The sequence below is a fragment of the Weissella oryzae SG25 genome, from assembly GCF_000691805.2.
Lineage (GTDB): Bacteria > Bacillota > Bacilli > Lactobacillales > Lactobacillaceae > Weissella > Weissella oryzae.
Window position 1 is genome coordinate 60,278 of the sequence record NZ_DF820490.1, and the last position, 23,905, is coordinate 84,182.

Consider the following 23,905-nt stretch of genomic DNA (forward strand, 5'->3'; position numbering starts at 1 on the left):
GATGGCTTTAATTAAATTAGCAGCTTTAACAAAATCGTTTACTAATGGACATGAAAAGAATGAAGTTATCCATAAAACTGACTTAGAATTGAAAGCTGGCAAATTTTTAGCGCTGACTGGACCATCAGGTTCTGGGAAAACGACGCTACTCACAATTATTGGTGCACTCCAAACTCCTAGTACGGGTAAGATTTGGTTTAATGGGCAAGACATTAGTACCTTGTCAGAGGCTCAACGATCAAAATTACGCTTAAAAGACTTTGGTTTTATTTTACAAGCGTCTAACTTAATTCCGTTTTTGACGGTCCAAGAACAACTTATATTAGTCGATAAATTAAATAAACAATCACCACAAACAAAGTGGCAAAAAGAGCTCTTAGAACGTTTGGGGATTTGGGAGCGCCGTGATAGTGCTGTGAACGATTTATCTGGTGGTGAAAAGCAGCGAGCTGCGATTGCTCGAGCACTATATGGTCGCCCCAAAATTATTTTTGCTGATGAACCAACTGCCAGTTTAGATTCAAAACGTGCAGTTGAAGTTGTTAAAATGTTTGCTGACTTAGCGCACCAAGAAGGTGTGCTAATAATTATGATTACCCATGATGAGCGACTACTACAGTATTGTGATGAAACTCTATATATGATTGATGGAAATTTACAGCGTGCGACTAATGAAAGTAAAAACAATAATAATTGATGATTTTCAATTATTATTGTTTTGCGGTAAAATGGCTAAAAGAGTGTGTAACCTATTAGTAAAATTGCACCTAACTAGGTGCTTTTTTGTTGGTTTTGATTAGTTTTGCAAAGGAGTAGTGAATATTATATGGCAACAGCCTTTCATGAACAGCAATCTGTGGGCCTTGTGCTGAGTTTAGTTGGAGGTGGCCTCGATGGGTACACTTATATCCATTATGGAACTTTCGCCTCGGCACAAACAGGTAATTTAGTGTTGGCAATTATTCAAGGTGCTGATGGTGATTGGTTGAACGTAGGTAAGAAATTATTATCAACTTTAGCTTTTCTTGTGGGTATTATGGTTGCGAAATACTTAATCAATTATTTTGCAGATAGTAAACTTTATTTTTGGCGTTTATATATTTTATATTTTGAAGCCCTGGTATTTTTCCTACTGAGTCTATCAGTATTTAACCATTTTCAAGTCTTAGTTACCACCGCAATTGCTTTTACGGCGGCAATCCAGTGGGTCAGTTTTGATAAGATTGAAGGGATTCCTTATACGAATCTATTTACAACGGGTAATTTGAAAAATTTAACCATTAATTTCTATGATGCAATTAGTACCAAAAGTCCTGATGCGTATTCGCGCTTTATTCACTATGTACTAGTAGTGTTGACTTTTATCAGTGGAGTAATTATCGCTGTTGGCGCTTTTCATCTCGTTGGTGTGAGAGCCATTAGATTAATTGCAGTAATAACGCTACTATTGGCCTTAACCCAGACATATAAACTATGGCGTTTCCAACGATTAAATGGTCATATGTTAAAATAGGATAAATAAAAAGACGTGTAATCAGTAAAAACTGATTACACGTCTTTTTTATTGATTATTATTCGTGTCATTAGTTGACGCGCTGCTACTAGAAGAGCTACTCGTATTACTTGAACTTATTGCACTACTACTTGACGTGCTACTTGATGAACTAATTGATGTTGTTGAGACCGCAGGAGTACTGAAACTTGAACTGCTTGATGAGCTTGAAGAACTCGAGCTTGAGCTGGTAATAGTTTTAGCTGTAATTCCCGGATCGGTAAACTTAGCACCTTTGACCTCATACTCGGTATTACCATACTTTTGTACCTTCGTAACCGTTGATGGCATCTTCCAATTAGAACCATCACGCTTTGAATCAGACATAATATAGTGCATCAGATTCTTGTAGAACAATAGTGATAAGTATTGAGGAGAGTTTGCTGAGTAGCCATCAGCTGGTAGGTAGCTATTTGGTGAATTTGGACTATCGTAACCCGTCCAAACCGAGATTGCCATTGCCTTAGTGAAGCCGGTAAACCATGAATCAGAAACCGCATCGTTTGGCACGTTGACATTTGAGTCATAATTAACTGTTCCAGTCTTACCACCTTGATAATAAGCAGAAGTGTTGACCATTTTGGCATAGGAATTTGTTACATATGATTGGAGCATACTAGTCATCATAAAGGCCGTTGAGGACTTCATTGCGACAGTGCCTGCATCACTGAATTTTTTAGTTTCACCACTACGTTCTTCAATTGAAGTAATATACTGTGGTTGATAATAAGTACCACCATTGTCAAAAGCAGAGTAGGCGGCAGCTTCTTGCTCAGTTGACACATTGATTCCAATCGCATCAGCTGGCTTAAGTGCACCATCGAGTTTGATGCCCATCTTTGCTAAGAACTTACTTGCATTAGTGTTACCAACGGCTTGCAGTGTCCGAATGGCTGGAATATTTCGTGATTCAACCAAGGCTTCACGCATTGTAATGAAGCCCTTATTCAAATGGTCGGCATCATATACTTGAATATTTGTACCTGCATAGGTGTAAGGGGAATCATCAAGCCCACGATAAGTTGGCCAATTTAAGTGTTCGATGGCTGGACCATAATCAACAATTGGCTTAGCAGTTGAACCCGATGAACGATTCTTTTGTGTTGCTCGGTTTAAGCCAAGCGCTGTGTCTTGTTTACGGCCACCAATTTGTGCAACGACTTGACCATTGTTAGGATCAATGACGGTTGCCCCAATTTGGACCTTATCATTTGGCCAAACTAAAGGTGAATCATCTGAATTGGCAAGTTCATAAGCTTTCTTTTGAATATTAATATCCAAATTAGTATGAACAATAAGGCCATCAGTATCAATATTAAAACCTTTTTTCGTTAGGGCAGCGAAAGTTGATGTTAGATAAGAGTCAGATACCTTGGCGAGTTCTGCCGTCTTAGCTGCTGCTGGGTGTTCTGTCAATAGACCATCTGAGACCGAAGTAGCAGCATATTTTTTTGCATCTGCCTTGGAGATAACGCCGTTTTCGGCCATTGCGTCAAGCACGGTGTTACGTCGTTCAGTTGCACCAGTTGGATTAACATAAGGGTCATATCCACTAGGTGATTGAGGCAAACCGGCTAAGAGTGCAGTTTGTGGGACAGTCAACTCATTCATTGGCTTACCATAGTAATATTGGGCAGCTGTTTTCATTCCATAAACGCCATTACCCATATAAACCTTGTTAATATACATAGTTAGAATCTGGTTTTTAGAGTATTTCTTTTCCAAATTGATTGCTAACCAAGCTTCTTGGGCCTTACGACGAATCGTTTGGTCACTTGCTGCAGTTGAGAAAACTGTTAATTTGATCAGTTGTTGGGTTAAGGTTGAACCACCACGCATACCCAGACTAGAACCAGTTAAATCACCAAGGGCCGCTCCCACAATTCCTTGTAAGTCGATACCACCATGATCATAGAAACGCCGATCTTCAACTGAAACAACTGATTTTTTAAGTAAATCAGGGATTTCAGCCTGTTGGGCAATTTTTCGATCTTGCGTTCCGGAAGTCCAAATAACATCGCCTTCGCGGTCCAAGATTTCAGATTGTTGGGTGCCAACAAGGGCGGCATTTGTGACGGTGGGGGCTGAAGATGCGTAATAGGCAAAGAGGGCAGCGCCCGCAATGGCGATTACAGCACCAATTGAAAGTAATGAAAGAATAGTTAGCTTGGCATAATGACCAAAGCCCTTCTTTTTATTCCCGCGGGGAACCTTGCGCTTATTTTGCTTGCGCTGGGGTGCGTTGCGACTAGAACGCGACATTTCCTCACTCATAAGTTAGGACTCCTTTTTTGTTTGCATTAACAAGTCAACCGCCTCAAGGTAGGGGGTCGTAGGTTGTAGTTTATCAGGAACTAAAGCCCCAAATTTGACAATTGTACTGTAAGGAATTGATTTACGCCCAGTAAGTTGATTTTGCCAAAATTCTAATAATAAGTCAGCCCAGATTACATAGGTTTCATGTCGTCGAGTAAAGCGAATTATCATAAAAGCAAGGCCAGCTTGCTCGGTAATTGCTTTTAAATGCTTAACCTGGTGGTCATGCACATTTTTCAATGGAAAGGATTCAAGATTATTAGTTTCCTTTGCATCAAAGTCGATGTAATGCCCTTGATAAACGCCATTGTAATCAGTAGTTGATGGTTGTCGGAAAAATGCTTTTGTAATCCGTGCGGCTGCGCGTACTGGATAATCAACATCGACAATTTGAACTGGGGTTGGCTTTTTGTAAATAACAGCAATTTTTTGTGTCCGGTAATATTCATTGGCAGCATTAATATCCGCTTCAAGTGACATACCACGCCTACTCTGTGAAGACACATGTAGCTTTCTTTGCGCCAACATTTGTGGTCGATACTCTTGACCATTTGGATAATTAAACGTCATGAATGACCTCCACTCCATACTATCTAAGGTATTATCCCACTGCTTAGCGCTAATAAGCAAGTAATTGTGCCTAATTTGCGCTAAAAAAATTCATAAAATCGGCCGATTTTTCACGAATTTATCCAATCTTTAAGCCTTTCAGTTATAATGAAATTATAACGAAAGGGGAAGGGTATGAATCGAGTTTGGATTACCGGCTTTCGTAGCTTTGAGTTAGGGATTATGGGCAGTCATGATCCAAAAAAACAGGTGATTGATTTTGCCTTAAAGAAGGTTTTGGAGGATTCGCTGGGTGATTCTGATGATTGGCTAATTACTGGCGGCCAGTTAGGAATCGAACAGTGGGCCATTGAAGCCGCCTTACAGTTAGAGGATCAAGATGAAAAAATCAAGGTTGCCTTGATGACTCCCTTTACGACTTTTGGTGAACAGTGGAATGAAGCCAATCAGGCTAAGTTAGCAGAACTCAAGGGTTTAGTTGATTTCACAGCAGCAGTTAACCAAGGTGGCTATCGTGATGCAAGTCAATTAAAAAAATATCAACGCTTTATGCTAGAACATACAGATGAAGCAATTATCTTTTTTGATGAGAGTGCTACTGAATCAAAGGTACGTTTTGACTATCAGGCCGCGAAGCAATTTGCACAAGATCATGATTATTCAGTTCGTTTAATCGATTTTGATCGCTTGCAGGACTGGGCGAATGAATTAGAATTTAAGTGATTTTTATTTGCTAGCTCAGTAAAGAATGTTACAATTACATGTATAATCAGAGAACGAAGGAGTTCCGTCATGGAAAATGTTTTACATACTCGCGAAGAGATTTTAAGTAAGGAATTCAAGAAAACCCGCATTGGGACTGGCTATGACATGGCTGATGTCGATGCTTTTCTTGATGAAATCATTGCCGATTATCAAGCATATCAAAATAACCTTACTGAACTACAAACTAAAGCTGACCAACTAGAAGCACAAGTTGCTGATTTGACGAAGCAAGTTTCTGCAGCAAACCTCACACAAGCTAAGCCAGCGGCGACATCAAGTATCAATACTAATATGGATATTTTGAAGCGCCTTTCAAATTTGGAGCGGCGAGTATTTGGTAGTCAGACTGACGCATTTTCGACTAATGGCCAAGAAAGTTCTACACAAAACGTATAATTAGTGTATAATAAATCTAGTTTGATGTATTAGTGGGTAATTGCGTATCGTTTTTTCGATATGAGGAAAGTCCATGCTCGCACTGGCTGCGATGCCAGTAGTGTTCGTGCTAGGTGAAAAAATAAGCCTAGGCAGCTACGATGTAGTTGACGGCCAACGAAAGGCCTAAGGGAAACTATGGCTGATTAGTTGTTAAGGTGCCACAGTGACGAACCACCAAAGAAATGCGGTGGGTGGAACGCGGTAAACCCCTCGAGCGGGCAACCCAAACTTTGGTAGGGGCGCTTGACCTAGTAAACTGAAATGATGGTCGGGGAGGCAGTAATGCCTGAGATAGATGATTGCCACCAAAGTTGAATCGCCAATTCAGCTTTGGAACAAAACATGGCTTATAGCTAATACATCTGGCAGAGCCGGCGTCCTCGTGGCGTCGGCTTTCTTTTTGCAATTTTACGTATGAATCAAAAGGTGAGAATCTAATGAAAACATTTAATTTAATGGCAACAATGGGCTCTGGTATGGAGGCATTGGTAGCTAAAGAACTCAAAGAAATGGGTTATGCAACCCAGACGGAAAATGGTCGTGTACGATTTTCTGGCGATATGACGGACATTTATCGGACAAATCTATGGTTACGGGTTGCTGATCGAATCAAGATTGTGATTGCAGAGTTTGATGCGAAAACTTTTGATCAACTATTTGAACAAACTAAGGCCTTACCTTGGGATGAGTACCTACCTTATGATGCAGAATTTCCGGTTAATGGTCGTTCAAAAAATTCAATTTTGCACTCAGTTCCAACTGTCCAAGCGATTACTAAGAAAGCGGTCGCAACTAAATTAGCTGATGTCTACCATGTACGTGGTGCCTTACCTGAGACTGGTAACTTATTTACCTTAGAAACAGCAATTGACAAGGACCACGTAATGATTACGCTGGATACAACCGGTGCGTCTTTGTTTAAGCGTGGGTACCGAACTGAAAAGGGTGGTGCACCCTTGAAAGAAACTATGGCCGCAGCCTTAGTAAAGCTTGCACACTGGTTTACTGATAATCCGTTTGTAGACCCAACAGCTGGTTCTGGAACTATTCCGATTGAAGCCGCAATGATTGGTCGCAATATGGCGCCAGGCTTAAATCGTGAGTTTGATATTTCTAATTGGGATTGGTTTGATCCAGAAATTGGTCGTCAGTTGAAGCGTGAAGCACGGGCAATGATTGATTTTGATGTTGAATTAGACATTGCTGGTTATGATATTGATCCAGAAATGGTTGAAATCGCTAAAGCCAACGCCGAAGCAGCCGGGGTGGCTGAGGATATTCATTTCGAATGCCTACCTGCTAAGGACTGGCGTACTGACAAAATTAATGGTGTCTTGGTCGCTAACCCACCTTATGGTGAACGATTAGACGATGAGGCAACCGTTCGTAAACTTTATGCTGAGATGGGCTATGTCTACCGGCAAATGCCAACCTGGTCAAAGTATATTTTGACTTCTGATGAGGGCTTTGAAGATGCTTATGGTCAGCGTGCAACTAAGAAACGTAAGTTATATAATGGAGCTTTAAAAGTTGATTTGTACCAATATTGGGGTAAAAAGATTCGTTAAAACGGAGGTGTGAATGTGGCAACGTTAATTGATGGAATGAATGAACGCCAAGCTGAGGCGGTAATGACAACCGAAGGGCCGTTGTTAATCATGGCCGGAGCAGGTTCAGGTAAGACCCGGGTATTGACGCATCGTGTTGCCCATTTAATTGATGATTTAGATGTACGCCCTTGGCGGATTCTAGCAATTACTTTTACAAACAAAGCGGCACGTGAGATGAAAGAACGAATCGCCCAACTTGTTGGCGATGAAACAGCCGATGCTGTTTGGGTTTCGACCTTTCATGCCTTAGCTGTGCGCATTTTGCGCCGTGATATTGATCGCTTAGGTTATAAAAAGGACTTCACGATTTTAGATGGTGGAACCCAACGGACCTTGGTTAAGCGAATCATGCGTGACCAAAATATTGATATTGAAAAATTTCAACCACGGTCAGTGCAGGCTGCAATCTCTAACGCCAAAAATGCGATGGAAAAGCCTGCCGAGTATGCGCAACATGCTGATAGTGTTTTTGATAAATTAGTTGCACAAGTTTACACCGAATATCAAAATCAACTAGCCCTTAGTCAGAGTGTTGATTTTGATGATTTGATTATGCTGACGATTGAGCTTTTAGAGGCTGCACCAGATGTTTTAGCCTACTATCAAGAGAAGTTTAGCTATATTCACGTTGATGAATATCAAGATACCAATGATGCACAGTATCGTTTAGTATCATTGTTAGCTGAAAAACATCAAAATTTAGCTGTCGTTGGTGATTCCGACCAATCAATCTATGGTTGGCGTGGTGCGAATATCCAGATTATCTTGAACTTTGAAAAAGATTATCCCAAGGCCAAAACAGTTATGTTGGAGCAAAATTATCGATCAACGCAGACGATTCTTGATGCGGCCAATGCGGTAATTGCTAATAATAGTGAACGAATTGCTAAAAACCTTTGGACGGCTAATGGCGATGGTGAAAAAATCACCTATTATCGGGGCCAATCTGAACGCGATGAAGCCCTCTTTGTAGTTGGACAGATTAGTCAAGCCTATGCTGAAAACCGCCGTAAATATGCTGACTTCGCAATTCTTTACCGCACAAATGCGCAATCTCGTGGAATTGAAGAAGCCTTAGTTAAGGCTAATATTCCTTATACAATGGTTGGTGGTTCTAAGTTCTATGAGCGTAAGGAAATCCGTGACGTGCTAGCTTACTTGTCATTAGCAACGAATCCAGCTGATAATGAGAGCTTTTTGCGAGTGGTCAATGAGCCTAAACGTGGCTTGGGAACGACTTCATTGGAAAAGCTCCGGGCTTTTGCAGGTCAAAATAATTGGACGCTATTAGAAGCCGCCCAAAATGCTAACTTAATCAATGGTCTACAGAGTCGAGCCGTCAATAAGTTAGCTGAATTTGCTGATTTAATTAATAATTTCCAGCAACAAGAGACTTTTGAGTTGAGTGTGACTGAGTTGACAAATCAAATTTTGGACCGTTCTGGTTATCGTCAGATTCTTTTGGACCAACCGACACCAGAAAATCAAAATCGACTTGAAAATTTGGATGAATTCCTAACGGTTACGCAGCAGTTTGATGACCATTATCAACCAAATGACGAATCGGTATCTAAGTACGTTGATTTCATGGGTGAGTTAGCCTTGGTTTCTGATTTAGACAACTTAGATGAAGAAACAACTGATACCGTTACTTTGATGACCTTACACGCTGCGAAGGGCCTTGAGTTCCCAGTGGTGTTCTTGGTCGGCTTGGAAGAGGGGATTTTCCCCTTAGCGCGTGCAAACGAAGATGAAAGTCAAATGCAGGAAGAACGGCGCTTAGCCTATGTGGGAATTACGCGTGCCAAGGAAAATCTTTATGTGACGAATGCTTATTCACGTCAGCTATATGGTCGGACGTCGTCTAATCCACCATCACGCTTTATTCAAGAAATTGATCAGAGCCTAATTACACAGCCTTATGGTCAAACGCTGTCAAGCCGGGATAATCTTGATGAAGCATTACCCTTTGCACGGCGCACACAGCAAGCAATGTCAACAACTTTCAAGGGACGTACAGTTCAACATAGTACTTCTTCAGCCAGCCCTAATGTACAGTCAACGGGCGCTGAAAAAGCAAGTTGGCAAATTGGCGATGCTGTATCCCATAAGAAATGGGGCGTGGGGCGGATTGTTAAAACAAGTGGGGCCGGTGAGGATCAAGAATTAGATATTGCCTTTCCAAATCAAGGTATTAAGCGCCTTTTGGCCGCCTTTGCCCCAATTCAGCGGGTTGAATCAGAATAAGTGAGGGAGTTATGGCAGATTCTAACATGGAAAAAGTGCAGGCTAAAATAGCCCAATTAGAGCAGCAATTAAAGACTTGGGCTCGTGAGTATTACGAAAATGATGCGCCAAGTGTTGAAGATGCAGTTTATGATCAAACTTATGCCGAGTTAACTCAACTTGCAGCGACATATCCTGAACTAATTGGCGCTGATTCAGTGACCAAACAAGTTGGGGGTAAGCTACTAAAGCCAGATTTACCCGAAGTAGAACATCCAGTGCCCATGCTTTCATTGGGCGACGTCTTCTCAATTGAGGCTTTGGCAGATTGGCTAAAACAAACGCAGGCTAATTTTGACGAGCAACTAGCTTACAATGCGGAGCTAAAGATTGATGGTTTAGCGATTAGTCTAGAATATGAAGCTGGTCAACTAAAACGGGCTTCAACGAGAGGTGACGGCCGAACGGGTGAAGATGTCACGGCCAACGTTCGTGAAATCAAAGCAATTCCCCGGCAATTGAATGAAGCGATTGATGTGGAAGTTCGGGGTGAAATTTATATGCCTAAAGCATCCTTCGTTAAATTAAATGAACAGCGTGAGAAAGAAGGTTTAACAACTTTTGCTAACCCACGGAATGCTGCAGCTGGATCACTTCGTCAATTAGACGTTAAGATTACCAAGGAACGTCAATTAGCGGCCTTTCTGTACCACGCGGTTGATGCAGAGCGGACCTTAGGTGTTGAAACCCAAGCTGACTTATTGCAACGATTAACTGCGTTAGGTTTGCCGACTAATCCGTCAAATGCTGTTTTACAGACAATTGATGAAATTCAAGCCTACATTAGTGAACAAGTTGTGCAACGGGAACAGTTAACCTATGGAATTGACGGTATTGTGATTAAGGTCAATGACTTAGCGGCACATGACGAATTAGGTAATACGGTCAAAGTCCCTCGTTGGGCCATTGCCTATAAATTTCCACCTGAAGAAGCTGAAACGGTTGTTAAAGCAATTGAGTGGACGGTTGGCCGGACTGGTGCAGTTACGCCAACTGCCGTTATGGAGCCAGTTTTGCTAGCAGGTACAATAGTTGGTCGGGCGTCTTTGCATAATCCGGACTACTTAATCGGTAAAGATATTCGACTCGGTGATACGGTTACCTTACATAAGGCCGGAGATATAATTCCGGAAGTTGGGATGGTCCTTTTAAATAAGCGGCCTGAAACAAGTGAACCTTACCCAATACCAACCCTTTGCCCAGTCTGTCAGTCCGAATTAGTCCATGTTGACGGTGAGGTTGCGCTACGTTGCATCAATCCTTTCTGCCCGACACAAATTCAAGAGTCAATTACGCATTTCGCCTCACGCAATGCAATGGATATTGATGGCTTAGGGCCCAAAATTGTACAACAGCTTTTAGATAAGCATTTGATTGAAAAAGTTTCCGATCTATATCGCTTAACAGCTGAAGAGCTTATTACCCTAGACAAGTTTAAAGAAACTGCCGTCAATAATCTTTTGAATGCAATCACTGCCTCAAAGGACAATTCGGTTGAGCGTCTACTATTTGGTCTGGGGATTAGGAATGTTGGTGCACGGGCTGCAACCTTATTGGCGAAAAATTTTCATGATTTGCCGACTTTAGCCAAAGCCAATGCTGAGGAGATTGCCAATATTAATGGTATCGGTTTAACGATTGGTGATAGTGTTGAACAGTACTTCAAATCAGATCATGTGCAATCGCTTTTAGCTGATTTTATGGTCTTAGGGGTAAATATTAGTTATACGGCTGAAGATGGGCTTATCAAATCTGAAACCATCCTGACTGATAAAAAGGTTGTTTTGACGGGAAAATTGGAAGCAATGTCCCGGACCGAGGCAACTAAATGGTTAGAACAACAAGGTGCAACTGTCAGCAGCTCGGTTTCTAAAAAAACCGACTTACTGATTGCGGGGGCTGATGCGGGTTCTAAACTAACCAAGGCGCAAGAACTTGGGATTGAAATTTGGTCAGAAAGTCAATTGCGTGATAATATGGATACAATGAAATAAGCGATTTCCCAGCGACCGCCATTTGGGAATAAAGGAGAAGCACATGCGGGCATTAAAGTGGATTGGCTCAATCCTTGCGATTATCGCATTGGGTACAGCATTGGTTTTTTTTGGAAACTTTTTTTCAAAACATTCATCAACTAGTACCCAGGTGACTGAAAGCAATAAAAAGAGCAGCAAAGGTGTTGCAGTGACAGCAAACAGTGATAATTCGTCATATAAGACGGTTATCAAAGATGGTAGTTACTTGGTTTCAAAAGCACGTGGGATTACAGTTACCAATAATACTAATACTTTTAGTACCCAGAGTTTTGAAAGTGGTTTGCTAAACTTCTCGAAAGAACACTTTTCAACGAGTAAGTATGTTTTTCAAGAGGGCCAGTATTTAACAACTTCAGATGCAACTAGTTGGTTAGCACGTAAGTCAAATGACAATCCAAATGGTTTAAATCCAGAAGACAATGGTAAAACCGATAGTAGCCGGCGACCAATGTATCTACAATCGATTGAAGAACAAGACTTTATGACCCAGTCAGGTAATGATCTAAAATTGAGTGGGATTGTGCTTGGCTTGGCAATGAATACCCAAGATTCGTACCAAAAAGAGCAGTATGGTGCAACCTTTACCCAAGATATTTCTAACGCTGATCGAATTGCACAAGGCAAGCAGATTGCTGCCGAAGTGGTGGCACGTTATCGGAAGATGAATGGGATTAGTGCTGATACGCCAATTTATGTGGCGTTGTTTGCACAATCACCAGCAGATAGCCTAGTTGGTGGAAACTTCTATCAATGGACCCGTTCAACTAATGGCAATAGTTTGGGTGCCTTTACCAATTTGAGCCAAGCTACGGTTGTACTACCAATGCAAGAAGGTACGCCAAACAGTAATAGCGTTGCCAATTCGCTAAACACCAGTTTTAATAATTTCCAAACGAAGGTTGAAAATTTCTTCCCGAATGTGGCATCAATGACTGGTCAGGCTCGGTTTAATAATTCAACTGCAACTGGCTTAAATGTGACGATTACAACGCAATTCTATTCAGAGAGCGAAATACAAAGCTTCGCTGACTACATTGCAACACAAGCACCGTCATATCTACCAAATGATGCGGCAATTCAAATTCGAATTCAAACGACTGATGGATTACAAGCGCTCTTGGTTAAACAAGCTAACAGTTCAAAATATGAAGTAAATATAATTACATCATACTAATTAAAAGTCGGAAAGTTACAGTAGCTTTCCGACTTTTTTGTCCACAAAAAATCTGACGTTCTGCTGGTTAATTTCAAGGATAATAAACAAAATGCGCACAAAATTCCTCGATAATTAAAGCTGTCAAATACTCGAGAGAAAATAGGTGTAATTATGAAAATAAAAAGGAGTACTGTCAATGATGTAATGTTACTTTTGCTGGGCACAGCATTAATCACCTTATCAATTCAAGTCTTCGTAATTCCTAATAATTTAGCTAGTAATGGGGTGTCGGGACTTTCTGTGGTTTTATATCATGCGTTTCAATTAGACCCAGCTCTAACCTTCTTATTATTTAATATCCCTTTGTTGTTCTTTGGTTTTCGCTTAGTTGGGAAAAAACTGTTTTTTATGACCATTTTAGGGTCACTATCGTTAAGCGGTTGGCTCTTTATTTGGGAGCAAATCCCGGCTTTACAATTGGCTATGCCTGGTTGGTTAGTTTTAGCGGGGATTTGTGATGGCCTTGTCTCCGGGGTTGGGATTGGTTTAGCGTTGCGTAGTGGTGGCTCTTCCGGTGGTAGTGCCATCTTATCTTTGATTTTCCATAGTATTTGGGCAACCCCAGTTAATCGAACGCTTTTTGTCTTTGACGCCTTTGTTATGGGAATGGCTTTATTTGTTTACTTAGGCTGGTTCAATTTTATTGTGACACTGGGTTCTTGTTTAATCGCAAGTCAGGTCGTGAAATTAGTGGCCGGTAAAGATGCTAAGGCCAAAATAGCTTAAACAGGCAACTAATTTGGAATGAAGCCATCGGTTAAACAAACAATAAAAAATTTTTTTAAGAAAAAAATATAAAAAGCTGAGTTTGCCTTGGATAAAATCTGCATAAAAAATATTATCTCTATGAAATAGAATAAGGTATGCCTGTGGAATACCCAACTAACACTCGGCATTTAGTATAAAAAGGTGTAAACTGCTTCTATAACCTTTATTATTTTATTTTGGGAAGAAGTGTGAATTAAATGTTAGAGAAGATTGTTTTTAGCAAGCTCTTAGCCAATGCTTTTGATATTACAACCGAAGTTACTTACTGGGATGGTAGTGTTGAAAAGTACGGGGATGGTGAAGTAGTTGTTCGCTTAAAACTCAATGAAAAAATTCGTTTGCGTGATTTGGCTGGTATGCCAACCTTGGTTTTGGGTGAAGCTTATATGAATGGAGACATTGAAATTGAAGGCAGTATCCAAGAGTTGATTGCATCAGCTTACCGCCAAGCAGGTTCATTTTTGATGGACCAAAGTGGTTTTGGCAGTTCTTTAACTAAGATGTTAAGTGGCCATGATAAAAAGCAGTCAGTTAAAGATGTCCAAAGTCATTACGATATCGGTAATGATTTTTATAAAGAGTGGCTTGATCCATCAATGACCTATTCAAGTGCCTATTGGTATCGTGATGATATTACTCTTGAAGAGGCGCAACTAGCTAAGGTCCACCATATCTTGGATAAACTCAATATCCAACCTGGTAAGAAGCTATTAGATATCGGTTCTGGTTGGGGAACGTTAATCATTATCGCGGCCCAAGAATATGGGGTCGAATCTTATGGCGTAACCCTGTCAGAAGAGCAATATGAATTTGTGACCAAGCGGGTTCAAGCATTAGGTCTTGAAGATAAGGTGCACGTTGTCTTACGGGATTATCGTGATATTAAGCAAAAGTACGACTATATTACCTCAGTTGGCATGTTTGAACATGTCGGTAAGGATAATCTAGCTAGTTATTTCAAAAAGATAGATGATTTGCTAGTACCAAATGGACGAGCTTTAATTCATGGAATTACAGGTCAACACTATGGTAAGGGCGTTGATCCTTTCATTCAAAAGTATGTCTTCCCTGGTGGATATATTCCTAATATTGCTGAGAATATCACGCATATTATGGACGCCGGCTTACAATTAGATGATGTTGAACCATTACGCCGGCACTACCAAAAGACTTTGGAAGCTTGGACTGAAAATTATCATCAAGTTTACGATAAAACAGCAACTGAGATGGGCCTACCATTTGCGCGCATGTGGGATCTCTACCTACAAGCAAGTGCCGCTTCATTTGAAGCTGGTAATATTGATGTAATTCAATTTTTGATGACTAAGGGGGCCTCTGGTCAAGCCTTGCCAATGACGCGGCAGTATATGACCCAACGTGAAGCTAAATAATAATTAAAGCGGTTGACTATCGTTTGGCTTAATGCCAATGGTCAGCCGCTTTAATTTTTAGCCAGCAATATTTGCATGGGTTCGGCAAGTTTGCTATATTAGATAGAATATATTTAGCGGAGGCAGGAAAAATGGGAATGCATCAATACATTTCTGGTTTAAATGAATTAGAAATGATTTCACGCGCACCGGGTTACTTTAAGTATCAACCACACTCAGTTGCGGCTCATTCATGGAAAGTAACCCAGGTTGCACAATTTCTAGGTGATATTGAAGAAGAAGCTGGTAATCCCGTGGACTGGCGGATGTTATACGAAAAAGCGCTAAACCATGATATTACTGAGCGCTTTATTGGTGATATCCGGACACCAGTTAAGTATGCCTCAGCTCCGTTACGTAAGCTTTTGGCTGAAGTTGATGATTCATTATCTGAAAACTTTATTAAGGCGGAAATTCCAGAAAACTTACAAGACGTTTATCGCCGTCGGCTCGGTGAAGGTAAAGATGAAACCTTGGAAGGTCGTATTTTATCAGTTGCTGATAAAGTCGATCTTTTATATGAGGCTTTTGGCGAGTTACAAAAGGGTAATCCCGAGCCAGTCTTTATGGATATTTATCGAGAAAGTTTGGTTACTATTTATTCCTTCCGTGATATGCCTTCATCAGCCTACTTTATTCATAAAGTGCTTCCTGAGCTATTAGCAGAAGAGTTCCCTGGCTCAGAGCGCCTACAACGGATTTATATTGGCATTTTTAATAAGTAAAAGAGAGGTGACTTAAATGATTGATCGCCATAATGATCAACACTATGAAGTCCATTCAAAATATGAGCCAACGGGGGATCAGCCCGAAGCAATCCGTCAATTAGTTCAAGGACTGAACGACGGTGAAAAAGAACAAATCTTATTAGGCGCAACTGGAACTGGTAAGACCTTTACAATTTCTAATGTAATTGCACAGGCCAATAAACCAGTGTTAGTTCTATCACATAATAAAACTTTGGCTGGCCAGCTCTATGGTGAATTTAAAGAGTTTTTCCCTGACAATGCTGTGGAATACTTTGTCTCCTACTATGACTATTATCAGCCAGAAGCCTATGTACCATCATCTGACACGTACATTGAAAAGGATTCATCAATCAATGATGAAATTGATAAGTTACGTAATTCAGCAACTGCTTCACTTTTGGCACGTAATGATGTAATCGTTGTTGCGTCCGTATCGTCAATCTTTGGATTGGGTGACCCAAACCAATATAATGACCATGTCATTAACATTCGGCTTGGTGACACCTTAGAGCGGAATGATTTGATGCGCCGGTTGGTTGATATTCAATTCCAAAGGAATGATATTGATTTTCAACGTGGGCGTTTTCGCGTCCGTGGGGACATTTTAGAAGTGTTCCCAGCTTCATCTGATGCAAAAGCGATTCGGATTGAATTTTTTGGTGATGAGGTTGACCGAATTCGTGAGGTTGATTCGCTAACTGGTGAAATTACGGCGGAACTGGACCTAGCAACAATTTTCCCTGCAACCCATTTTATGACTAATGATAAAATTCGTGAACGTGCTTTAAAGACCATTCAGGCTGAGTTAGATACGCAGTTAAAGGTCTTTGAAGATGAAGGGAAATTATTGGAAGCCCAGCGCCTAAAGCAGCGGACCGAATATGACATCGAGATGATTCGCGAGATGGGCTTTACTTCCGGAATTGAAAACTATTCTCGGCACATGGATGGCCGGCAACCCGGTGAACCACCATTTACCTTACTAGACTTCTTCCCTGATGATTTCTTGATTGTTGTCGATGAGTCCCACGTAACCATGCCACAAGTCCGGGGGATGTATAATGGTGATAAGGCGCGTAAGGAAACACTAATTGACTATGGCTTCCGTTTGCCATCGGCTTTAGATAATCGACCATTAAGGCTAGAGGAGTTTGAAGAGCATGTTAATCAAGTCATCTATATGTCTGCCACACCAGGGGATTATGAAACGGCCCGTGTGCCAGACAAAGATGTTGCCCAGCAAATCATACGGCCGACCGGACTATTAGATCCCGAAGTGGAAGTACGACCAGTTATGGGGCAGATTGATGACTTGTTAGGTGAGATTAATGAACGGGTTGCTCGTGAAGAACGGGTCTTTGTCACAACGCTGACTAAGAAAATGGCTGAAGATTTAACAGATTATCTAGAAGATGTCGGTGTTAAGGTTAAATATCTACATTCTGACATTAAAACTCTTGAACGAACTGAGATAATTCGTGACTTACGTTTAGGTAAATTCGATGTTTTGGTCGGAATTAATTTGTTACGTGAGGGAATTGATGTACCAGAAGTTTCCCTAGTAGCTATCTTGGATGCGGATAAGGAAGGTTTCTTGCGTAACACCCGTTCCTTAATTCAAACAATTGGGCGGGCTGCGCGTAATGAAAATGGGCATGTTATCATGTATGCAGACCGGCAGACTGATTCAATGCAACGAGCAATGGATGAAACGGCTCGTCGGCGGGCAATCCAAATTGCTTACAATGAAGAACATGGCATTACGCCACATACAATTAAAAAAGATATTCGTGAGTTGATTTCGGTTAGTCATGCCGTTGATAGCAGCGACAAGGACCTTAGCTTTACTGAAACGGCCTTTAAGGATATGGCTCGTGACGATCAAAATGCCATGATTGCTAACCTTGAAGATCAAATGCGGGCCGCTGCTAAGCGCCTTGACTTTGAGGAAGCCGCTAGCTTACGTGATACGGTTTTGGAGCTTAAATTACAACTTGGTGAATAAGTAAATTAATGGTTCAGAATTGTTAAAATTCTGGACCATTTTTAATTACCTGAAAAAACGCCTTCTTATCAAACAAATTTTATGCTACACTTGAAAGCATTGTCACAATAACGAGGTTCATCTACCATCCCTCGGAAAAAAACTAGGAGTACTACCATGGAAAAACAAAATATCCAACACACCTCAAAAACCCGTCAGCTAGCTTTGATTGCAGTTGTTGCAGCCTTTTATGTTGTTGTTACAACGCTAATCAAGCCACTTTCTTACGGGGCAATTCAGTTTCGCGTTTCGGAAGCTTTAAATCATCTGGTAGTTTTCAATAAGCGCTATATCTGGGCCCTTACGATTGGGGTCTTTATTGCTAATATGTCATCGAGCTTAGGCCCAATTGATATGGTTGTGGGAACACTGGGCACATTAGTGATGACCACTATGACCTATTTTGCGACTAAGCATGTTAAGTCAGTGAAGGTTAAACTACTAATTTCGGTTCTAATTGATACGGCGATGATGTGGGTTGTAGCTGCTGAATTATACTATGTCTTGAAGGCACCATTTTGGATAACCTTTGGCACAGTCGCAATTGGCGAATTTGTAGCACTTGTATTGGGAGCAATTCTCCTTTATTACGTAAATAAGTATATTGACTTAACAGCATAATATGATTACACAAAATTATCAAAATCAAACAATTTTAATTACTGGTGCCGCCTCAGGCATCGGGGCGGCACAGCTAAATAGTTATCTAGCTTTAGGAGCTAAGGTAATTGCTTTAGATAAAGCGCCAATTGAAACGATAAATGAACGTTTATTTAGTTATGAAATTAATTTAGCGAATGAAGAACAGTTAAGTCAATGGTTACTTGATCATCAGGCTTTGTTGTCTGACGTTGACATCTTCTTAAGCACAGCCGGTGTTCTGGATGCTTTTAAACCAGCCTTGGCAACCAACTATCAAGCAATTAAAGCGAATTTACAAATCAATTTATTAGCACCGATTCAAATTAGTGAATACCTGCTACCAATTTTGCAGCAGCGTCACGGGCAAATTGTCTTTATGGCTTCAATCGCCGGCCAAATTGCTGGCGGTGGTGGTGCTGCCTATACAACAGCTAAACACGGTTTGATTGGCTGGATGCGCCAATTAGCTTTAGACTATGCAAAATCAGTGCGAATTAATGCCATTGCACCGGGTGCTATTGATACCCCGATGAATGCGGCTGATTTTGCCGGTGATGGTGCAATGGCCAAAGCGGTTGCAGCAGAGACCCCTGTTGGCCGTTGGGCTCAAGCGAGTGAAGTTGCGAATTTAACCCTTTATCTAACTAGTCCTGAAGCTAGTTATATGCAAGGGCAGGTCATCAACTTAGATGGTGGTTGGACCATTAAATAAGCTAAAACAGTTAGTCAGTCTATATTCAAGTAGGCTGGCTTTTTCTTGCGATAAAAAGCCGGGTTCTTTCATAAAAAGTTCGTTTAATGCCTCTAAAATATTAACTACAGATTGAATAAATGATTCTTAGGCATAGTATATTGAGAGGCTGGTAAAATAATGAAGCAATCCCAAAGTAGACTTAGAATTATCTTGATTAGATCATATAAAGCATTATGGCTAGGCATTGCTGCTAGCCTAATTGTCGCTTTTTTAACCTTAGTGACTAGTAAAATACATGCGGCCAATGTTGAGCAACTGGCCGAGCATCATGGTATGTTAACTATCCAGACTCAAGTTGGCGGGAACCCACTCTTGAATTTATTGGTTTTAGCTACGATGCTAATTGCTGGTTGGTTGATTTATCGTAACCGACGCCTTAAAAAGGTGCGCGTAAAGGTAGATAAAAATCACCAGGCATCAAATCGCGACCAAGTTAAGAAGTATTAATGGCTCCGTTAGCAGACTCTTACTAACTTATTTGTAGTTTTAATGTTTAAAAAAGTTATCAGGTAAAAATTATGACCGTACTAAGTATTAGCTGAACTGGCCATAATTTTTACCTGATTTTTTTATGTTTTTACAATACTTTGCAATCATTTTTGGGAAATAATAATATTTAAGTATTTAATAGATATTTTTATTTTCGAAATATCCTTGGTTTAATATCTAGAAAAATATATAATTATCATAGTTAAAACCAATTTTGTTGGTATAACAGCTCAAGGTTAGGGCGGTTAGTCAATTCAAGCTAATGCTTGTGGCAGCGAAATGGATGTTTTAGGAATAGGGAGCAAATTGCTAATGGGACAAATTAATCAAAAGAGCCGGAACTACCGGATGTACAAAGATGGCAAACATTGGACTTATGCTTATGGCTTGCTACCATTTTTAGTCGGTGGTGCGGTAGCATTGTTGACGCAAGTTGGCCCTGTGTCAGCCGATTCAACTGTGAATGTAAAAGCAAATAGTTCAGCCACTACCAGCACTGGCGCAATTAGCCTTGATTCAGCGAGCCAAGTTCTGCTGTCATCAGCAAGTGCTAGTCCGTCAGATAGTTCAAACCAGGCCACTAGTAGTAGTGATGTGGCAGCCAGTTCACTTGCAGCAGATAGCACGGCTGCACTTTCAAGTAGCGATACGGCAACTAGTGTCAGCGCTACCGATAGTTCTATGGCTAGTTCAAACAGTAGCGCTAGCAGTGATAGTAGTGTTAGCAACAGTGTAGCTACAAGTTTGACCAGTGCTAGCTCCATTAAACATATGGCAATGTTAGCCGCAACGCCAGTCAATCAGACGGTTTCGGTTAACAGTTGGGATGAAATGAAGGCGGCTATAGCCGCTGCGCCAACTGACGGTAGCTTGTACACAATTGAAGTTGATGGGGTCATTGACAGTTTTGATGGTTCCAATTGGGTGACTTTCTTTGATGTTCCAGCGGGCTCTAACATCTTATTGACCGCGGGAACCCCCGATGCGGAACTTGCCGATGGTTCGCGGATGGGCTTTGTATTGTATGATAACGCAACCCTGACCATTAATGATTTGACGATTGATCAGACTGGTGGGCAGAGTGGCTTATATTACGGTACGTTTTCCGCTGTTGGTGATACAAACAACACAACGGTTAATTTAACTGGCTCAACCAAAATTATTGGTAATGGTAATCTACCATTATTTGGTCAAGGACAAGCTTATGATATGACAACCGGATTGCCTATTACCGTGTCAACAATTAATACGGTTAATATGTCCGGTGATGCCACTATCACTAATTTCGGCTACGCATATCTAGATAATGAAAGTGGCACAAGCACTGATACTTTGAATATGGCCGATAACGCTCAAATTATTAATAGCACTTATGCTGCGGTTTATGCTTATGGTGGCGGCGGCAAGACGATGGATATTAACATGACAGGCAATGCCGCCATGAATAATAATGCCAGCGCGATTGCGGGTATCTCAAATATTAATCTTAATGGTGGGTATTTCTCTGGCAACAAACAAAGTGTTATTGAAGCCGACGGTTCAGCTAATTTAACAGTGACCGGAGCAACCTTTGAAAACAATCAAAATACAAGTAGTGCGCCAATTCTCTTACAAATAAGTGGTGGGTCAGCAAGTATTACAAACTCAACCTTTATCAACAATTCAGGTAACTCAGCTGGAGCAATTATTATGCAGGGAAGCCCTGCAACTCCCTTAAACATAAGTAACTCAACTTTCACGGGTAATACATCGACTGCCGGTGTTGGTGCTGTGGCCATCAACGTCGGGACTAATGCGGTCTTTGACAATGATACTTTTACTGGCAATGTTGGTGGTAATAGCGGAAATAGCGCCGGTGCCATTTATGCTACTTTAGGCAGTTTACAGGTAAGCAATTCAACTTTCACCAATAATAGTGATAGCCAAAATGGTGGCGCAATCAATATTAATTATCAAGTTTATACTGATACCAGCCTTATCCCTGTTACATTTACAAATGACACTTTTGACGGTAATACCGCCAGTGGCAATGGTGGTGCCGTGGCGATTAGTACAGCAGTCACTGCGGCAACCCCAGGGGTTACACCCGTAGTATTTCAAGCTGATAGCTTTACTAACAACGTGGCGGGCCAAAATGGTGGTGCTATTGGCTTTACCAACATGGGTACAACGATTGCCAATACCGTTGATGATAATGCGAACGCCTACTTAACAAATGTTTTGTTCCCAGCAACCTTAGTGAAGACAAGTGGCACAACCTTCACTAACAACACTGCCAGCACCCTAACCCAATTTGCCAGTGCTGACCAAGATCTCCTTAGTAACTTAGCGGGTGTAACTGCTAATACAGTTACGCCGGTTGCCTACAATAATTATGCTATTCAGTATTATGGTGATCAGTTGACGGCTATCCCAGTTACTTTTAATAGTAATGGTGGTTCAACCATTGATGGGGTAACTTCTTACCTAGGTGGTCTAATTCAGCAAACAGTCGTACCGACCAAGGCGGGCTATACTTTCGTTGGTTGGTATAGCGATTCAGCCCTAACGCAACCTTGGAGCTTAGCAACTAGCACGATTCCAAGTGACTTTGCTGGTGCAAGTTTTGCTCTATACGCAAAGTGGGCGCCAGTTTCAACTGGGGGTAGCGAAGAAAATCCTACGATAACAAGTCCTGCGCAAGGTGGCGGTTCAAACGCCAACAATGTAGCTGGCACTTCGATGACTAATCATTTGCCTGCATTGAGTCAAACCAGTGGACTAGCAAATAATAAAATACAGGGTGCTTTGCCTGAAACCGCTGAACAAGCGGGAATCACTGAAATATTAGGTCTAATCAGCCTAATGTCAGCCATAACTTTGTATCGGCGTAAATAAGCTTAAACTAAGTAAGGTAGTAACAAAAAGTTACTACCTTTTTTTGTTACAGCCTAAATTAAGCGTAGAAAATTCACTCTCCTAGGCGCCCATAATCAAAGAGATAGTAAAAGCTAAATACTATAAAGTTAATTTTAATAGCACAAGTAATTATTAATTGGTATACCTTGAAGAATATTGGTTAATCTTTGCTTAGTGCTTATATATAAATAAATACCTGACCTAATTTTAATTTGGTCTAGTTAGACATTTAGATCGAAAACCAATTCTGAAAAAAATTAATGTAAAATATTTTGTATAGTGGTATAACAAATATATCTAGGAGGGGCTATTGTTTTTTATATAGATATTTAGAGTTTAGTATTTATGCTCATTAGAAAACGTGGTTTAAACAGGTCTGCAAATGAAAAAAGGAATTTTAATTTCAGTATTATTAGTTATTTTATTTCTACTGAGCGGGATAATTTTTTTCTATTTTAGTCGACCAAAGGTTAATAAAGAGGTGGTGATTTATCCGACGGTTTTTGTTACTGGTTCTGGCGGATCAATTACGGATATGCAACCAATAATGAACGCATTCACAAACAGTAAGCAAGCAAATCTTAAAGAGAATCTAGATTTTACCTTAAAAGAAGATGGTACTTTGGCAGTTAAGGGTTCATTTAAATCAACTAATCACCATCCTGTCGTTGGTTTTGGTATGACAAAGGGTACCGAAAATAGTCAAACCTATCAAAAAGGGTTAGTCCAAGTTATGGCGTATTTAAAACAACATTACCAGGTGGGGTATGTAAATTTTGTTGGCTTTTCATCAGGTGGGGCTGGTGTATTACGTTACTTAATTACCGATAGCAAAAATCATAATTACCCACCCGTTAATAAATTTGTTTCTTTATCGGGACAATATAACAAAGGTACTGCTCAGATAAATCAAGATTATTTAGCTGTTTTAAACAACGGACCACAACTAAAAACGACAGAGTATCAATATTGGCAAAATAATTATCAAAAGATTGATTCAGGAGTCAAAGTTGCTTTTCTAACATCAAATTATGATGCTAAAAAAGAAACAGATGGGGCGGTTCCCTGGACTGACACCTTTTCGCCATATAACCTATTAAAGAAAAACGGTAATTCTGTAGATTATTATATCTTTAAAGGCGCTAATTTATCTCATGGTAATGTGCCAAAAAATACGGCGGCGATTAAATATATAAAGGATTTTATTTATGAGAAATAAAGAAGCAATGCGCTTCATCGCATTAACAATTTTTTACACAGTTATTCTGTTATTACTAATATATTTTTATTCTTACGATATTGCTGGGCCTGCCCACTTTATCTATAATGAATTTTAAAATCT

Annotated in this window: 20 protein-coding genes and 1 other RNA gene; 19 read left to right on the plus strand and 2 right to left on the minus strand. The window is 40.6% G+C overall.

Features of this window, described 5'->3' with window-relative positions; genetic code table 11:
• Window position 1 precedes the first annotated feature (1 nt).
• Together TT13_RS05860 and TT13_RS05865 are read left to right on the plus strand one after the other, a co-directional pair.
• A complete protein-coding gene (locus TT13_RS05860; protein ID WP_027699124.1) occupies window positions 2-697 on the plus strand; it encodes an ABC transporter ATP-binding protein in 696 nt (231 codons plus the stop codon).
• Between the two features lie 129 nt (window positions 698-826).
• Window positions 827-1,513, plus strand: a complete 687-nt coding sequence (locus tag TT13_RS05865; RefSeq protein WP_027699125.1) for a YoaK family protein — start codon at window positions 827-829, stop codon at window positions 1,511-1,513.
• A 48-nt stretch (window positions 1,514-1,561) separates the two neighbouring features.
• On the opposite strand, the gene TT13_RS05870 is transcribed toward TT13_RS05865, so the two are convergent.
• Complete coding sequence (locus TT13_RS05870; protein WP_045476790.1) at window positions 1,562-3,826, minus strand: transglycosylase domain-containing protein; 2,265 nt, start codon at window positions 3,824-3,826, stop codon at window positions 1,562-1,564.
• A gap of 3 nt (window positions 3,827-3,829) precedes the next feature.
• Window positions 3,830-4,438, minus strand: a complete 609-nt coding sequence (gene recU / locus TT13_RS05875) for a Holliday junction resolvase RecU (RefSeq protein ID WP_027699126.1) — start codon at window positions 4,436-4,438, stop codon at window positions 3,830-3,832.
• 174 nt (window positions 4,439-4,612) lie between these two features.
• Between recU and TT13_RS05880 the strand changes: the two genes are divergently transcribed.
• From TT13_RS05880 to TT13_RS11060, 17 genes are all read left to right on the plus strand, one after another.
• The gene (locus TT13_RS05880; RefSeq protein WP_027699127.1) at window positions 4,613-5,161 is read left to right on the plus strand and encodes an SLOG family protein; all 549 of its coding nucleotides are present in this window, start codon (window positions 4,613-4,615) and stop codon (window positions 5,159-5,161) included.
• A gap of 69 nt (window positions 5,162-5,230) precedes the next feature.
• The gene (gene gpsB / locus TT13_RS05885; protein WP_027699128.1) at window positions 5,231-5,599 is read left to right on the plus strand and encodes a cell division regulator GpsB; all 369 of its coding nucleotides are present in this window, start codon (window positions 5,231-5,233) and stop codon (window positions 5,597-5,599) included.
• A 28-nt stretch (window positions 5,600-5,627) separates the two neighbouring features.
• Window positions 5,628-5,996, plus strand: an RNA gene (gene rnpB / locus TT13_RS05890) — RNase P RNA component class B.
• An 82-nt stretch (window positions 5,997-6,078) separates the two neighbouring features.
• A complete protein-coding gene (locus tag TT13_RS05895) occupies window positions 6,079-7,209 on the plus strand; it encodes a THUMP domain-containing class I SAM-dependent RNA methyltransferase (protein WP_027699129.1) in 1,131 nt (376 codons plus the stop codon).
• A 9-nt stretch (window positions 7,210-7,218) separates the two neighbouring features.
• Window positions 7,219-9,498: a DNA helicase PcrA gene (gene pcrA, locus TT13_RS05900; RefSeq protein WP_027699130.1), complete on the plus strand. Its 2,280-nt coding sequence runs from the start codon at window positions 7,219-7,221 to the stop codon at window positions 9,496-9,498.
• 11 nt (window positions 9,499-9,509) lie between these two features.
• Window positions 9,510-11,531, plus strand: coding sequence for an NAD-dependent DNA ligase LigA (ligA, locus tag TT13_RS05905; RefSeq protein WP_027699131.1), 2,022 nt, complete (start codon window positions 9,510-9,512; stop codon window positions 11,529-11,531).
• Between the two features lie 43 nt (window positions 11,532-11,574).
• Entirely contained in the window at window positions 11,575-12,747 is a 1,173-nt protein-coding gene (locus TT13_RS05910) for a CamS family sex pheromone protein (protein WP_027699132.1), read from the plus strand.
• A 153-nt stretch (window positions 12,748-12,900) separates the two neighbouring features.
• A complete protein-coding gene (locus tag TT13_RS05915) occupies window positions 12,901-13,515 on the plus strand; it encodes a YitT family protein (protein WP_045476793.1) in 615 nt (204 codons plus the stop codon).
• A 239-nt stretch (window positions 13,516-13,754) separates the two neighbouring features.
• The gene (locus tag TT13_RS05920) at window positions 13,755-14,948 is read left to right on the plus strand and encodes an SAM-dependent methyltransferase (RefSeq protein WP_027699133.1); all 1,194 of its coding nucleotides are present in this window, start codon (window positions 13,755-13,757) and stop codon (window positions 14,946-14,948) included.
• Window positions 14,949-15,079: 131 nt separating this feature from the next.
• Window positions 15,080-15,712 carry a YfbR-like 5'-deoxynucleotidase gene (locus TT13_RS05925; protein WP_027699134.1) on the plus strand — a complete coding sequence of 211 codons (633 nt, stop codon included), beginning with the start codon at window positions 15,080-15,082 and terminating at the stop codon, window positions 15,710-15,712.
• Window positions 15,713-15,728: 16 nt separating this feature from the next.
• A complete protein-coding gene (gene uvrB, locus TT13_RS05930) occupies window positions 15,729-17,741 on the plus strand; it encodes an excinuclease ABC subunit UvrB (RefSeq protein ID WP_027699135.1) in 2,013 nt (670 codons plus the stop codon).
• Between the two features lie 156 nt (window positions 17,742-17,897).
• On the plus strand, window positions 17,898-18,401 hold the full coding sequence (locus tag TT13_RS05935; RefSeq protein ID WP_045476797.1) for a QueT transporter family protein: 504 nt from the start codon (window positions 17,898-17,900) through the stop codon (window positions 18,399-18,401).
• A gap of 1 nt (window position 18,402) precedes the next feature.
• Window positions 18,403-19,134, plus strand: a complete 732-nt coding sequence (locus TT13_RS05940) for a 3-oxoacyl-ACP reductase (RefSeq protein WP_027699137.1) — start codon at window positions 18,403-18,405, stop codon at window positions 19,132-19,134.
• A 159-nt stretch (window positions 19,135-19,293) separates the two neighbouring features.
• On the plus strand, window positions 19,294-19,623 hold the full coding sequence (locus TT13_RS05945) for a hypothetical protein (RefSeq protein ID WP_027699138.1): 330 nt from the start codon (window positions 19,294-19,296) through the stop codon (window positions 19,621-19,623).
• Window positions 19,624-19,977: 354 nt separating this feature from the next.
• Complete coding sequence (locus tag TT13_RS05950; RefSeq protein ID WP_027699139.1) at window positions 19,978-22,542, plus strand: InlB B-repeat-containing protein; 2,565 nt, start codon at window positions 19,978-19,980, stop codon at window positions 22,540-22,542.
• 403 nt (window positions 22,543-22,945) lie between these two features.
• Window positions 22,946-23,782: an alpha/beta hydrolase gene (locus TT13_RS05955; RefSeq protein WP_027699140.1), complete on the plus strand. Its 837-nt coding sequence runs from the start codon at window positions 22,946-22,948 to the stop codon at window positions 23,780-23,782.
• 7 nt (window positions 23,783-23,789) lie between these two features.
• Entirely contained in the window at window positions 23,790-23,900 is a 111-nt protein-coding gene (locus tag TT13_RS11060) for a teichoic acid D-Ala incorporation-associated protein DltX (protein WP_422821962.1), read from the plus strand.
• Window positions 23,901-23,905 lie beyond the last annotated feature (5 nt).

Bases quoted from the DNA above. Each gene is read 5' to 3' on its own strand.
- TT13_RS05945 (WP_027699138.1), top strand. From the start codon at position 19,294: ATGAAGCAATCCCAAAGTAGACTTAGAATTATCTTGATTAGATCATAT.
- TT13_RS05895 (WP_027699129.1), top strand. From the start codon at position 6,079: ATGAAAACATTTAATTTAATGGCAACAATGGGCTCTGGTATGGAGGCA.
- recU (WP_027699126.1), bottom strand. From the start codon at position 4,438: ATGACGTTTAATTATCCAAATGGTCAAGAGTATCGACCACAAATGTTG.
- gpsB (WP_027699128.1), top strand. From the start codon at position 5,231: ATGGAAAATGTTTTACATACTCGCGAAGAGATTTTAAGTAAGGAATTC.
- TT13_RS05910 (WP_027699132.1), top strand. From the start codon at position 11,575: ATGCGGGCATTAAAGTGGATTGGCTCAATCCTTGCGATTATCGCATTG.
- TT13_RS05950 (WP_027699139.1), top strand. From the start codon at position 19,978: ATGGGACAAATTAATCAAAAGAGCCGGAACTACCGGATGTACAAAGAT.
- TT13_RS05925 (WP_027699134.1), top strand. From the start codon at position 15,080: ATGGGAATGCATCAATACATTTCTGGTTTAAATGAATTAGAAATGATT.
- TT13_RS05860 (WP_027699124.1), top strand. From the start codon at position 2: ATGGCTTTAATTAAATTAGCAGCTTTAACAAAATCGTTTACTAATGGA.
- TT13_RS05920 (WP_027699133.1), top strand. From the start codon at position 13,755: ATGTTAGAGAAGATTGTTTTTAGCAAGCTCTTAGCCAATGCTTTTGAT.
- TT13_RS05865 (WP_027699125.1), top strand. From the start codon at position 827: ATGGCAACAGCCTTTCATGAACAGCAATCTGTGGGCCTTGTGCTGAGT.
- TT13_RS05915 (WP_045476793.1), top strand. From the start codon at position 12,901: ATGAAAATAAAAAGGAGTACTGTCAATGATGTAATGTTACTTTTGCTG.
- TT13_RS05935 (WP_045476797.1), top strand. From the start codon at position 17,898: ATGGAAAAACAAAATATCCAACACACCTCAAAAACCCGTCAGCTAGCT.
- uvrB (WP_027699135.1), top strand. From the start codon at position 15,729: ATGATTGATCGCCATAATGATCAACACTATGAAGTCCATTCAAAATAT.
- TT13_RS05940 (WP_027699137.1), top strand. From the start codon at position 18,403: ATGATTACACAAAATTATCAAAATCAAACAATTTTAATTACTGGTGCC.
- TT13_RS05880 (WP_027699127.1), top strand. From the start codon at position 4,613: ATGAATCGAGTTTGGATTACCGGCTTTCGTAGCTTTGAGTTAGGGATT.
- ligA (WP_027699131.1), top strand. From the start codon at position 9,510: ATGGCAGATTCTAACATGGAAAAAGTGCAGGCTAAAATAGCCCAATTA.
- TT13_RS11060 (WP_422821962.1), top strand. From the start codon at position 23,790: ATGCGCTTCATCGCATTAACAATTTTTTACACAGTTATTCTGTTATTA.
- TT13_RS05955 (WP_027699140.1), top strand. From the start codon at position 22,946: ATGAAAAAAGGAATTTTAATTTCAGTATTATTAGTTATTTTATTTCTA.
- TT13_RS05870 (WP_045476790.1), bottom strand. From the start codon at position 3,826: ATGAGTGAGGAAATGTCGCGTTCTAGTCGCAACGCACCCCAGCGCAAG.